Genomic DNA, 11,936 nt, shown 5'->3' with positions numbered 1-11,936 from the left:
TTCGGCGGCTTCGGCTGATGCTTCAGGTTTGTCAGCTTGCTGACCAAGCCGGATCTGCGTTGTCGTGCTCCCCTCTCCCGCGCGCGGGAGAGGGGCTGGGGGAGAGGGCGGGCGCTCGTTACGCCGGCGCGCGGCAAGGAACCACTGCAGGGTTCCTGTCAGCCGCGGCGTGTCGACCCGCGCTTGACCAGGGTCCCGGGCAACAGGACCTGGCGCGGCGCAAGCTGCGCGCCTTGCAGGCGCTCGATCAGGCAGTTGGTAGCGACGCGTCCGATATCGTCGGTCGGCTGGGAAATGGTGCTCAACCCGGGGCCGACCAGGGCAGCCCATTCCGGATCGTCGAAACCGATCAGGCCGAGGTCGACGCCGAGCTGCCACCCCAGTCTGGCTGCTGCGCCTGCCACGCGCAGCGATATCACAGCGTTGGCCGCCAGTACGGCTATGGGCGCCTTGCCGGCACCACGGCGCAGGGCGCGCAGCGCTTCATCCAGGCCGTCGTCATCGCTGGTACGGGCTTCGAAAACGGTCCCGCTCAGCGAGTCCGCCTGCTCCGCGATGAAGTTCTGGAAGGCACGGGCCCGCTCGTTGCGCGAGCTGATCGCCTTGATTGGCTCGCTGATGAAGAGCAGGTGCCGGTAGCCGGCTTCGAGCAAGTGCCCGGCAGCCGCATGGACCGCGGAAAGGTTGTCCAGGGCGACCAGGTCGACCTCCGCGTCGCCAACCTTACGGTCGACCAGCACTACCGGTTTGCCCAACTGCGCGGCATCGGCGAGGGCGCCGGCGTCGTGGCCCAGCGTGTGCAGGATGAAGCCTTCGACCCGGTAGGCTGACAGTGAGCGAATGGCTTCGCGCTCCAGTTGCTCGTCATTGCCGAGATTGAACAGCATCACCATATAGCCGGCGTCCCGGCAGGCCTTTTCCACGCCACGGAGCACGGCCACCGAGAACGAGTTGGAGACATCCGCCACCACCAGCCCGATCAGGCGTGACTTGCCACGCTTTAGCGCCTGCGCCATGGGACTCGGGCTATAGCCCAGCGCGCGTACGGCCGCGGCGACGCGCGCCTCCACGTCGGCGGACAACTGCTCGCCGCCCCGGTTCAGGTAGCGCGAAACGGTGGCTTTCGAAACCCCCGCATAGGCGGCAACGTCCTGAATGGTGAGTTTCCCTGCGGGTTTCGAGGTGGACTTGGGCTGAGTCACAGGGCGCGGCATAGGGAGGATAGGTCTCTGTGAAACCAGTTTCACAGTTTTCACGATTATGCCTCGTGCATGCATGGATTTGCCAGCACATAGCTGGCCCGCTGACGCATGGCCAGCGGGTTGGAGATTACCAATCACCGTGGACAGAGGCACCGGAACGCTCTAGGGCGTTCAAGCCGGGTGCGCCAAGGCGGGGCGCTGGGTCGTGCGTGATGGCCAGGCAGGTCGATTGCGACTTCTTCCAGCAGTCATCCGACACTGTCCAGCCGCTTCCCGCCAGATCCCTCAACCGCATTTGGCGGCGCCGTCATCCAATCTGCGCCTAAACTCGGCGTGGAGGAGCCTGTTCAGTCTTGGCCGCAATGATTCAAGCACTCAAGCACTCAAGCACTCAGACAACATCCGGGTGATTTATGGGCAGATCGATGTCGCGCAGGTTCGCAACCGGGGGACTGCTGGCCGTGTCTCTTGTTTTTTCCAGTGTCGCCCTGGTGGGATGCGGCCAGTCCAATGGACCCAGTCAGACGACTGCCGCACCCGATCCCGCAACCGTCAAGACAACGGCCTTCCTGGGCAACGAATGCCAGGATGTCGCTTGTGCCAGGAAATTGTACGATTCACGAATTTCCGCATTGAAGGCGCTTTGAAGCCGCACGGGCGACCAGGCCGAGGCTTGCCTTCTACTGGAGTATCGTTTCTATGCTTGTGGTGCCCTTCAAGAACAATGTCACCGGGGTTCGCTCACAGAGCTCGGCGAGTTGGGCACGTTCAGCTTCACCAAGTTTGCCATCCACCGAGACTTCCCGGAGGATGAAGCGGACATGACCGAGTTGCTCGAAGGTGGCAAAGACACGTATCTGCCCGAGGTCCCATTTCTTGCGCTCAGCGTACATCTTCAGTGTGGCCGCCGTGCACGAAACGAGCCCGCAAAGCACAAACGCAAATGGCTCGGGGCCACGGTCTGCGCCGCCAAGCTTTGCCGGTTCGTCACCCGTGAGAACATGGTTGTCTACCTCAAGGCTCACCAGGTAGTTGGGGGCATTGGCCTCGATCGTGGCAATGGCTTGTGCGCTATGCATGGCATATCTCCCAGGAACATGACCACGCGAATCGCCTGCGGTATGGCACCCCAGGCAAATGGATGGGGGCGTTTCCAGCACTAAGTCGTTACCAGATTGACGATGCGGACCAGGACCAACCCGGCCGCCACAAGCAGGTAGCCTCGCAACACGAACATCCATACCTTGTTCAGTAGCGTAAGCCTCGGTGCAGGCAACGCCTCCAGAGGAGGCATGGTCCAGCTGGCCCGGTCAGCCACATAGGGCAACTTCGCGGGAGTTTCCCCGGACGCATGGTGCTTCTCATAGAGTTTAGCCAGAACCGACACGATCAGCGCGAGCATGGCTCCCCCCACCAAGATGCCCAGAATCGCCCGCTCGCCGATCTGCGGGACTAGCACCGATGCCGTCAGGATGATGGAGAGCGTGACCAGGCCCGCCACCACCGTGCCCGTGAACAAGTTCGTCCAGCGCCCATTGACCCACGGCCCGAGCACGGCTTTGTCATTGCAAAGCAATAGCAGGAACACCGTGGCACTGGGCAGGAGAATGCCAGCCAGGGACTGGACCGCATTGGTGAGCAGCCCTAGCGGCACGCCAGGCGTCAGCACCAGCCCGGCTGCCAGCAGGGTTAGCCCGAAGTAGACGGCGTAGAAGCCCTTGGCTTGCGCCGGCTTGCTGTGCAGGGAATGGCGCACGGCAAAGACATCTCCCAACGCATACGCCGTTGACAGGGAGACGGCGCAGGCGCCGATGATGCTCGCATCCAGCAAAGCGATGGCGAACAGAACGCCGGTCAGCCGGCCCGAATGCTTCTCGAGCCCGACGGCAGTACCCAGCGCGTCGGTGTAGTTTCCGAATCCGGCCGTGCCGCGAAACGCCTCGGCGCTGAAGGCAATCATGGCCACCGCGCCAGCGATGACGAGTGCAATGCCCAGCCAGAGATCGGTCTGCTCATAGCCGATGAAGCGTGTCGTAATCCGCTTGTCAATGACGTAGCTCTGCTGAAAGAAGAGTTGCCATGGTGCCACCGTGGTGCCGACGATAGCGATGATCAGCAGCATGACCTCGCTCAGTGGCGCATGCGCTGGCATGGCCGGGACGAAGAAGCCTCGCGCGACCTGGCCTAGGGCGGGGTGCACCAGCAGGAATACAGGAATCAGTGTCAGGCTCCCGGCGACAAGACCCATGGCGAACCGCTCAAAGCGCCGGAAATCTCCGGTCGAAGCGGCCAGCATCACGAGCAGCGCCGAAGCGCAAACGCCCCAGCTGCGGGGGATTCCCAGGTACTCCAGCGCGAGGCTGATGCCAATGAACTCGGTCACCAGTGTCAGCGCGTTGACGAGAAACAGGTCGATGACGCTGAAGCTGCCCCATAGCCTGCCGAAGCGCTCGAAGATGAGCCGAGCGTGACCCACGCGGGCCACGGCGCCGAGTCGCACCACCATCTCCTGATTGACGTAGAGCACGGGTATCAACAACAGCAGCGTCCACAAGAGCGTCGTGCCGTAGTTCTGCCCCGCCTGCGCATAGGTACCGAAGGCCCCGGCGTCATTGTCTCCCACCATGACAATGAGGCCGGGGCCAAGGATGGCGAGTAGGGTGTTGAGCCTTTGGCGCCATCCGGTGCGAGGGCCGGTGTCGTGCTGGGAAATCGTCCCCAGAGCGCCTCGAATGTCACCGTCGTGCGCCTCATCAAGCGCTTCTTGATGCGGTGGGGCAGCCATGTCGGTAATGAAGTTCGCCATTTTCTTTCTCCTCGGGACTTATGCTTGTGCTCGTTGGTGACGCTGGCGTTGCGGCCTGCACGGCGCTGTTATTGGAGGGTCCGGTTTATCCGAATGGCGGCGTCGGCGAATTCCCGATTGGTTTGTGGCGCGCGCGCATCCGAAGGCCGAGAATGCGGATGGCTTGTGGGCGCCATGCTGGAGGTGCCTGGGTCAACCCGGAGGAGGGAAGGGAATGCCAGCCGCGCGATGAGGGCGAGCATCCGGCCAGGTGGGGTGAGAATCTTGCGCATGCTCGACTCCTCACTGCCCCATAACGCTGTAACGCGGTTCGCAGGGCAGCACAGCGCCAGATGGTTCTGGCGGGATACGACAAAGGAGCGGGGCTGGCCGAATGGCCTGATGACACCGCTGCCTTACCTTGCAGGCAAGACAGCGGTCGGGGAACGACGGATGGCTTGCCTAGAAACGATACAAAGTTCGACTAGAACAACTGTCCACTTGGTTTCCTCTTTTGGTAGCTAAGCCAAGCCCGGCTCGCTCAAGGCAGAGCGCTCCGGGTCTCAACATTGGACGTCAGGCGCGACCGAAAATTCCTCATGAACGCGCGTGCCGATGATTTTCGTTGGCCCGCGGTCATGGCGTCGCCGGGGTTCTGGATCAGCTGAAAATCGGCGCGCGGCATCCCGCCCTTGACCGGCTGGAAGCTGTAGAACGCATCGATGGTCCGCTCCCTGGGTCGGACGGCCCGTCTGTGCTCCGGCCAAAGCCGCCAGTCGGCCTGGTCGTGGGGGCGCCGCAAGAAGTGTCCGCCTTGAAGAGCGCCGAACTTCCGCTCCGGGTGCCATTGGGCAGGGCGGCATTGGGCGCGGACTGGAAGCTGGCGCGGCGCCTTATCCTGTGCCGCACCGCTCAGTTGTCGATGACCCTGCGCGCAAACCGCTCCAGGTAGTCCAGCAGCGCATCGGCTCCCGCTTGGGCGGCTTTTTCGTCACCTGTGGCGATGCCCCGGGCCAGTTCCATATGGAAGCGGGCGCCCTCCTTGATCTCGCCTTCGTGCTGGTACGCGTACCAGAACCGCCGGCATTGCACGATCAGCGGAATGACCGCCTTGACCGCCGAATGGTTGCGGGCGGCATGGTGGGTGACTTCGTCCAGCTCCCGGTCCGCTTCCATATAGGCGTCGAGCCTGCCGCGCACCGCCGCTTTCTCCATGCGCTCCGCGCAGGCCAGGATGGCCTTGCGCTCCACCGCGCTGGCCCGCCGCGCTGCGCATGCTGCGATGACGTGTTCCAGCACGCGGCGGGTCTGGATCACGTCGAGATGATCCGCCAGGTCGATATTGGAGACCAGCAAGCCGCGCCGCGGCTGCTGCACGATCAGTCCGATGGACACCATGCGCAGCAGTGCCTCGCGCACGGGCGTGCGGCCCAACTCGGTCAGCTCGGCCAGCTCGGCCTCGTTGACCGGGCTGCCTGGCGTCAGCTGCAAGGTGCAGATCAGCGCTTCAATGGCGTCGTATGCAACGTCAGCGGCCCGGCGCTTTGCTACGGATGGTCGGGAAGGATGATGCATTGTCTCTCTTGGTTTGACGACGTTCCAGCCATGCCTGCAGTTCTCCCACGATCCCCAGCCGGAAGAACGACACGCATACAACAAAAGTGAACCCGATGATAATGGTGACCATGCCGCCCAGCGCGGCGAGGTAGTTCTGCAGGCTGACCACCAGGGCTGCGCCGACCACCGGCCCCCATGCCGTGCCCAGGCCGCCCAGCAAGGTCATCAGCAAGACCTCGGTCGACGTCGACAACATGACATCGTTGAGCGACGCGAGCTGCAGCACCAGCGCCTTGACCGAGCCCGCCAGCCCGGCGAGCGCTGCGGAAAGCATGAAGGCGTAGAGCTTGCAGCGGTCAGTGTCGTAGCCCAGCGAGACGGCGCGGGGGGCATTGTCCCGCAGCGCCTTGAGTACCTGGCCAAACGGCGAGTTGATGATGCGATGGATCGCCAGGAAGCCCAGTACGAAGACAGCCAGGGTGAAATAATACATGTGGTTGTCGGACGCCAGGTCGATGAAGCCCAGCAGCTTGCCGCGCGGAATGCCCTGCATGCCGTCCTCGCCGCCCGTCCAGGGAATCTGCACGGCCAGGAAGTACGCGACCTGCGCCAGCGCCAGCGTAATCATCGAGAAATAGATGCCCGTGCGGCGGATCGCCAGGCTGCCGATGACGAACCCGATGGCCGTGGCAACCAGCACGCCCGCCAGGATCGCCAGCTCCACCGGCAGGCCCTTGTCGGCCAGGCGGATCATCAGGATGCCGGTGGTGTAGCCGGACCAGCCGAAGAACGCCGCATGCCCGAAGGAGGTCAGGCCGGTAAAGCCGATCAGCAGGTTATAGGCGAGCGCAAACAGTCCGAAGCAAAGCACCTTCATGATGAACACCGGGTAGACGATGTCCGGGAAGGCGGGGGCTAGCAGGGCGGGCACCAGCAGTACCAGCAGGATGCGGATGGATAGAGGGACACCCTTCACACCCTTCACACTATTCACACCATTCAGCTTATTCACCTTAATTCTCCTTGCCGAACAGGCCGGCGGGACGCGTGAGCAGCACCAGGGCCATGATGACGAACACCACCACGGTGGACGCTTCCGGGTACAGCAGCTTGGTCAGGCCCTCGATCAGGCCAAGGCCCAGGCCAGTCAGGATGGCGCCGAGGATGGAACCCAGCCCGCCGATCACTACCACGGCAAAGACGATGTTGAGCAGGTTCGATCCCATCAGCGGATTGATCTGCATGGTCGGCGCCGCCATGACCCCGGCCACGCCCGCCAGCGCCACGCCAAAGCCGTACGTCAGCGTGATCATCAGCGGGATGTTGACGCCAAAGGCCTGCAGCAGCTTGGGGTTCTCCGTGCCGGCGCGCAGCAGCGCACCCAGCTTGGTCCGCTCGAACAGGTACCAGGTGCCGGCGCAGATCGCCAGGGAGAACACCACCACGAAGGCGCGGTAGACCGGCAGGTACATGAAGCCAAGATCCACGCCGCCTTGCAGCAGGGGCGGCGGATCATAGCTGGCGCCGGAGATCCCGTAGAAGTGCCGGAACAATCCCTCCAGCATCAGCGAGACGCCGAAGGTGAGCAGCAGCCCGTAGAGGTGGTCCATATGGTAAAGCCGCTTGAGCAGGGTCTTTTCCAGCAAGATGCTGACGGCGCCCACCAGGATTGGCGCCAGCACCAGCGCTAGCCAGAAGTTGATCCTGAACTCGGTGCCCAGCAACGCGGGGAGCTGGGTGAAGCCCATCCACGTGAGGAACGCGGCAACCATGAACTGCGCGCCATGCGCGAAGTTGATGATATTGAGCAGGCCGAAGATGATGGCCAGGCCCATGCTCAGCATGGCGTAGAAGCAGCCGTTGATCAGGCCAACCAGCAACTGGGCCAGCAAGGCCTGCGAAGTGATATCGGACATGGTGTGTGCAGGAAAAGGGTAGGCAAGTGGCCAGCCAGCCCGCACGGGGCCCTGGCCGGATAACGCGCTTGGCCTACCTGGTGATCGGGCAGGCCGGATTGATCGGCGGAAACACGTCGGGGCCCTTCAGCACAGCCTTGACCTTGTAGTAGTCCCACGGCGCCTTGGACTCCGCCGGCCGCTTGACCTGCAACAGCAGCATGTCGTGCACCAGCGCACCATCCTCGCGCAGCTTGCCGTTGCGGATCACCGCATCGTTGATCGTCATCTTGCGCAGCTGCGTCATCACCGCCTTGGCCTCGTCGGTGCCGGCAGCCTGCACCGCCTTCAGGTAGCTGAGCGTCGCCGAGTACACGCCAGCCTGGGCCGCGGTGGGCATGCGCTTGGCCTTCTCGAAGAACTTGCGCGACCACACGCGCGACGGCTCGTCGTAGTCCCAGTAGAAGGCTTCGGTGAGGTACATGTTCTGCGCCTTCTCCAGGCCGATGCTATGGATGTCCGAGATATACGTCAGCAGCGGCGCAACGATCTGCTTGCGGGTGATGCCATACTCGTTCGCCTGCTTGATGGCGTTGACCGTGTCGTTGCCGGCATTGGCCAGCGCGATCACGTCCGCCTTGGACGCCTGCGCCTTGAGCAGGAACGATGAGAAGTCATTGCCCGGGAAGGGGTGGTGCGACATGCCCAGCACCTTGCCGCCATCGGCATTGATGACCTGGGTGGCATCGCGTTCGAGCGAGTGGCCAAAGGTGTAGTCGGCGGTGATGAAGTACCAGGTCTTCTTGCCTTCCTTGACCAGCGCCCGGGCCGTGCCGGCAGCCAGCGCGTAGGTGTTGGCCGTCCACTGCGCGTTCAGGGGCGAGCATTTCTCGCCCAGGATCGCGGTGGCCAGGCCGGAAGAGGGCATGGTGACACGGTTCTTCTGCCTGGCGATTTCCATCACCGCCAGCGCCGTCGATGCCGTGGGGAAGTCCGTCACCATGTCGACCTTGCCCTGGTCGAACCAGCTGCGGGCCAGGTTGGCCGCCACGTCCGGCTTGTTCTGGTGGTCGGCGAAGACCACTTCCACGGGTTTGCCCAGCACCTTGCCGCCCATCTCTTCCACCGCCAGCCGCGCGGCAATCACGGATCCCTGCCCGGAAAGGTCCGAGTACACGCCGGAGAGATCGTTGAGCACGCCGATCTTGACCGTGTCGTCGCTGACCTGCGCATGCGCGGTGCAGGCAAGGCAAGCGGCCGCGGCCGCCGCGAATTCTTTGAGCTTCATGACTTTGACTCCATTAGGGGATTCGTGGAAAAACGATCTGCCGTACTAACTGAATGCCAACTGAATGCGAGATGGATGCGAGATGAATGCGAGCCGGATGCAGATGGATTGCGGATGGATCCGGGATGCGGCCGCTAGATACCCAGCAACGCATTGAGGCGATCCTGCTTGGCCTCCACCTCCGCGCGCTCGATCACCTCCACCACCTCGCCGTGCTCGATCACGTAGTGGCGGTCCGCCAGGTGCTTGGCGAAGCGGAAGTTCTGTTCCACCAGGACCAGCGTGAAGCCGCGCGCCTTCAACTCGCGGATCACCTCTCCCAGTTTCTGCACGATGACCGGGGCCAGGCCTTCGGTGATCTCATCGAGCAGCAGCAGGTTGGCGCCGGTACGCAGGATGCGGCCCATCGCCAGCATTTGCTGCTCGCCGCCGGAGAGCCGCGTGCCGGGGTTGCCGGCGCGCTCCTTCAGGTTCGGGAACATGCCGTAGATCTGCTCGACCGACATGCCGTCGTTGCCGACCTTGGGCAGCAGGGTCAGGTTCTCCTCGGTGCTGAGCGAGGCGTAGATGCCCCGTTCCTCCGGGCAGTAGCCCACCCCCAGGTGCGCCACCTTATGCGGCGGCAGGCCGATGACTTCCTTGCCCTCCAGCTGGATCGACCCTGTGCGCCGTCCTACCAGGCCCATGATGGCGCGCAGCGTGCTGGTGCGGCCCGCGCCGTTGCGGCCCAGCAGGGTCACGCACTCGCCGGGCATCACTTCCAGGTTGATGCCCTGCAGTACGTGGGACTCTCCGTACCAGGCGTGAAGGTTGCGGATCGACAGCATCGGCTGCACGGAGCGAGCGTGGTCATGCATGGTCTTCGGTCCCCATATAGGCTTCGCGCACCGCCGGATCGACCGAGACCGTGGCGTAGGGGCCTTCGGCAAGGATTTCGCCACGCTGCAGTACCGTGATGGTGTCGCTGATGTCCGCCACCACCTTCATGTTGTGTTCCACCATCAGGATGGTGCGGTTGGCCGACACCGTCTTGATGAGATCCTTGATGCGGTCGACGTCTTCATGCCCCATGCCCTGCGTGGGCTCGTCGAGCAGCAGCATTTCCGGGTCCAGTGCCAGCGTGGTGGCGATTTCCAGCGTGCGCTTGCGGCCGTAGGGCAGGTCCGCCGCCAGCACCGAAGCAAAGGCGGCAAGGCCGACCTGCTCCAGCAGCGCATGCGCGGGCTTGTTCAGCGCGCCAAGCGTGCCGATGGAGCGCCAGAAGTGGTAGTCGACGCCGAGCTTGCGCTGCAGCGCTACCTTCACGTTCTCCAGTACCGTCAACTGTGGGAACACCGCCGATATCTGGAAGGAACGCACGATGCCGCGGCGCGCCGTCCGGGACGGCTTCTCCTGCGTGATGTCATCCCCGTTGAACAGGATGCTGCCCTGCGTCGGGATGTGGAACTTGGTGAGCAGGTTGAATACCGTCGTCTTTCCTGCGCCATTGGGGCCAATCAGCGCGTGAATCGAGCCGCGCCTGACTTTCAGATCCACGTTGCGCACGGCAACGAAGCCCCGGAACTCCTTGGTGAGTTCCTTCGTCTCGAGAATGATGTCCTGGGTCATGCGGAGGGTCGAATGAACGAGTGATCGGATGCGCGAGAAAGACGCTGGCCGGGACGGGACGCCGCGGCATGCGGGGCTCAGGCCACGGATTGATACTTCGCCGGGCGCGTGGCCAGCGCCTTGGCAACGATCTGCTCGATGGCCTCGCGCTCGGCGCCCACCAGCGGCAGGCGCGGGCGGCGGACGTTTTCATTGCCCACGCCAACCAGCGTTTCCACCAGCTTCAGGTTCTGCACCAGCTTGGTCGAGACATCGAGATGCAGCAGCGGCGTGAACCACTGGTAGAGCTTGAGGGCCTCGGTGTAGTTGCCGGCCTTGACCAGGTCATAGAGCGCCACCGTCTCGCGCGGGAACGAGGTGACCAGGCCGGCCAGCAGGCCGTCGCAGCCAAGGGCAAGGCCTTCGTACGACAGGTCGTCCACGCCCAGGAACAGCTGGTAACGGTCGCCGACCGTATTGCGCAGGTCGGTGATGCGGCGGATGTTGTCCGTGCTCTCCTTGATGGCGACAATCCATTCGCAATCCGCCAGCTCCGCCATGTGTTCGGGCTTCAGGTCCACGCGGTAAGCCACCGGGTTGTTGTAGACCATGACGGGCTTCTTGGCGGCTTGCGCGATGGTGCGCACGTTCTGCATGGCCTCGCGCGCGTCGGCCACATAAATGACGGACGGCATGACCATGAAGCCATCCACGCCCAGCTCCACCGCGGCCTTTACATAGCGCAGGGCGTCCCTTGTGCTTGTCTCCGAGACATTGGCCAGCACCGGCACCCGGCGGTTGCTGGTCTTGACGGCAATGTCTGCTACCTGGAGCTTTTCTTCCCGGCTCAGCGTGCTGGCTTCGCCCAGCGAGCCGCAGGTGACGAGGCCGTGGACCCCGTTCTTGATGAGGAACTCGATGTGTTGCGCGGTACCGGCGGCGTCAAGGCTTTCGTCCGCGTGGAACTTGGTGGTGATGGCCGGGAAGACGCCTTGCCAGCGTGGATTGCTCATGGGAACTCCTTCGGTGTCAGGTGTGGACGGATCGCATTTCCCGGCTTGCTCCCCGGGCTCGTAAATATATTAGCAACATATTTCAAATATGTTCGATAGGGTATACAGCAGTATCTGTGCCACCGCGGGGAGGGTAGTTTTTCGGACTTTTGGGCGCGTTTTTGCCTCAGTCTGGCGCGTGCATGCCCGCCTGGGATGAATGGCGGAAGAGGGCGCGCACCAATACCCGGCGGCGTGGTGGGGGTGTGCCCATTCGCGGTGCCGCTGACGGCAAGCGCTCCTGTGCCTCGGGCATTGGTGCCGGGAGGATCGGGAATTGCGCTGGGATGGGCAGCCGGTGTATGCGGTCTCCCTGGGGGGAACCCGGCCAGCAGGGGCGCGTTGCGCTAGCAACAGCGACTGGAAAACACCGCGGGCTTCGCTTGAAGTGGCTCCTAGCTGATATGACTCCCCGTGTCAATCGAGATTGGTTTGATTCAGTTTCACAGTTGCATGTTGTTCCCCAATTTCCTGGAGGGCGACGTAGCAGTAAGTCTCGACGGTGGAGTGTGTCACGAACACGGGCGCGAGCCTGTGGTGCTGTGTCAAAGATGGGAGACGGCCTCCCGA

11 protein-coding genes are annotated in these 11,936 nt (G+C 63.3%); all 11 read right to left on the bottom strand.

The window, feature by feature from the left end:
* Positions 1 to 158: 158 nt before the first annotated feature.
* The 11 genes from ACYP5B_RS43220 to ACYP5B_RS43170 all read right to left on the bottom strand — a co-directional run bounded on the left by ACYP5B_RS43220 (position 159) and on the right by ACYP5B_RS43170 (position 11,327).
* A complete protein-coding gene (locus tag ACYP5B_RS43220) occupies positions 159 to 1,214 on the bottom strand; it encodes a LacI family DNA-binding transcriptional regulator (RefSeq protein WP_459573693.1) in 1,056 nt (351 codons plus the stop codon).
* A gap of 668 nt (positions 1,215 to 1,882) precedes the next feature.
* Positions 1,883 to 2,281, bottom strand: coding sequence for an OsmC family protein (locus tag ACYP5B_RS43215; protein WP_400102129.1), 399 nt, complete (start codon positions 2,279 to 2,281; stop codon positions 1,883 to 1,885).
* Between the two features lie 80 nt (positions 2,282 to 2,361).
* Positions 2,362 to 4,008 carry an NRAMP family divalent metal transporter gene (locus ACYP5B_RS43210; protein WP_400102128.1) on the bottom strand — a complete coding sequence of 549 codons (1,647 nt, stop codon included), beginning with the start codon at positions 4,006 to 4,008 and terminating at the stop codon, positions 2,362 to 2,364.
* Positions 4,009 to 4,076: 68 nt separating this feature from the next.
* The gene (locus ACYP5B_RS43205) at positions 4,077 to 4,280 is read right to left on the bottom strand and encodes a hypothetical protein (protein ID WP_400102127.1); all 204 of its coding nucleotides are present in this window, start codon (positions 4,278 to 4,280) and stop codon (positions 4,077 to 4,079) included.
* 619 nt (positions 4,281 to 4,899) lie between these two features.
* Positions 4,900 to 5,562 (bottom strand): GntR family transcriptional regulator, encoded by a 663-nt coding sequence (locus ACYP5B_RS43200; protein ID WP_267602365.1) that lies wholly within the window; start codon positions 5,560 to 5,562, stop codon positions 4,900 to 4,902.
* On the bottom strand, positions 5,516 to 6,547 hold the full coding sequence (locus tag ACYP5B_RS43195) for a branched-chain amino acid ABC transporter permease (RefSeq protein ID WP_459573694.1): 1,032 nt from the start codon (positions 6,545 to 6,547) through the stop codon (positions 5,516 to 5,518). The genes ACYP5B_RS43200 and ACYP5B_RS43195 overlap by 47 nt, the downstream gene beginning before the upstream one ends.
* A gap of 10 nt (positions 6,548 to 6,557) precedes the next feature.
* Positions 6,558 to 7,460 (bottom strand): branched-chain amino acid ABC transporter permease, encoded by a 903-nt coding sequence (locus tag ACYP5B_RS43190; protein ID WP_400102126.1) that lies wholly within the window; start codon positions 7,458 to 7,460, stop codon positions 6,558 to 6,560.
* 73 nt (positions 7,461 to 7,533) lie between these two features.
* Positions 7,534 to 8,727, bottom strand: a complete 1,194-nt coding sequence (locus tag ACYP5B_RS43185; RefSeq protein WP_318238184.1) for an ABC transporter substrate-binding protein — start codon at positions 8,725 to 8,727, stop codon at positions 7,534 to 7,536.
* 134 nt (positions 8,728 to 8,861) lie between these two features.
* Positions 8,862 to 9,584 (bottom strand): ABC transporter ATP-binding protein, encoded by a 723-nt coding sequence (locus ACYP5B_RS43180; protein WP_400102125.1) that lies wholly within the window; start codon positions 9,582 to 9,584, stop codon positions 8,862 to 8,864.
* Positions 9,577 to 10,335, bottom strand: a complete 759-nt coding sequence (locus ACYP5B_RS43175) for an ABC transporter ATP-binding protein (RefSeq protein WP_267602369.1) — start codon at positions 10,333 to 10,335, stop codon at positions 9,577 to 9,579. Before ACYP5B_RS43175 ends, ACYP5B_RS43180 begins: the two co-directional genes overlap by 8 nt.
* A gap of 77 nt (positions 10,336 to 10,412) precedes the next feature.
* Positions 10,413 to 11,327 (bottom strand): dihydrodipicolinate synthase family protein, encoded by a 915-nt coding sequence (locus ACYP5B_RS43170; protein ID WP_400102124.1) that lies wholly within the window; start codon positions 11,325 to 11,327, stop codon positions 10,413 to 10,415.
* Between the last annotated feature and the right edge of the window lie 609 nt (positions 11,328 to 11,936).

This window comes from Cupriavidus sp. 8B (assembly GCF_054589115.1).
Note: the sequence above shows the minus strand (reverse complement) of the source record. Positions and strands in the feature narration are given on the sequence as shown.

What these genes read in the sequence shown, in the direction of transcription:
- ACYP5B_RS43215 (WP_400102129.1), bottom strand. Translation starts at nt 2,281, where the DNA reads ATGCATAGCGCACAAGCCATTGCCACGATCGAGGCCAATGCCCCCAAC.
- ACYP5B_RS43190 (WP_400102126.1), bottom strand. Translation starts at nt 7,460, where the DNA reads ATGTCCGATATCACTTCGCAGGCCTTGCTGGCCCAGTTGCTGGTTGGC.
- ACYP5B_RS43220 (WP_459573693.1), bottom strand. Translation starts at nt 1,214, where the DNA reads ATGCCGCGCCCTGTGACTCAGCCCAAGTCCACCTCGAAACCCGCAGGG.
- ACYP5B_RS43175 (WP_267602369.1), bottom strand. Translation starts at nt 10,335, where the DNA reads ATGACCCAGGACATCATTCTCGAGACGAAGGAACTCACCAAGGAGTTC.
- ACYP5B_RS43180 (WP_400102125.1), bottom strand. Translation starts at nt 9,584, where the DNA reads ATGCATGACCACGCTCGCTCCGTGCAGCCGATGCTGTCGATCCGCAAC.
- ACYP5B_RS43185 (WP_318238184.1), bottom strand. Translation starts at nt 8,727, where the DNA reads ATGAAGCTCAAAGAATTCGCGGCGGCCGCGGCCGCTTGCCTTGCCTGC.
- ACYP5B_RS43210 (WP_400102128.1), bottom strand. Translation starts at nt 4,008, where the DNA reads ATGGCGAACTTCATTACCGACATGGCTGCCCCACCGCATCAAGAAGCG.
- ACYP5B_RS43200 (WP_267602365.1), bottom strand. Translation starts at nt 5,562, where the DNA reads ATGCATCATCCTTCCCGACCATCCGTAGCAAAGCGCCGGGCCGCTGAC.
- ACYP5B_RS43205 (WP_400102127.1), bottom strand. Translation starts at nt 4,280, where the DNA reads ATGCGCAAGATTCTCACCCCACCTGGCCGGATGCTCGCCCTCATCGCG.
- ACYP5B_RS43170 (WP_400102124.1), bottom strand. Translation starts at nt 11,327, where the DNA reads ATGAGCAATCCACGCTGGCAAGGCGTCTTCCCGGCCATCACCACCAAG.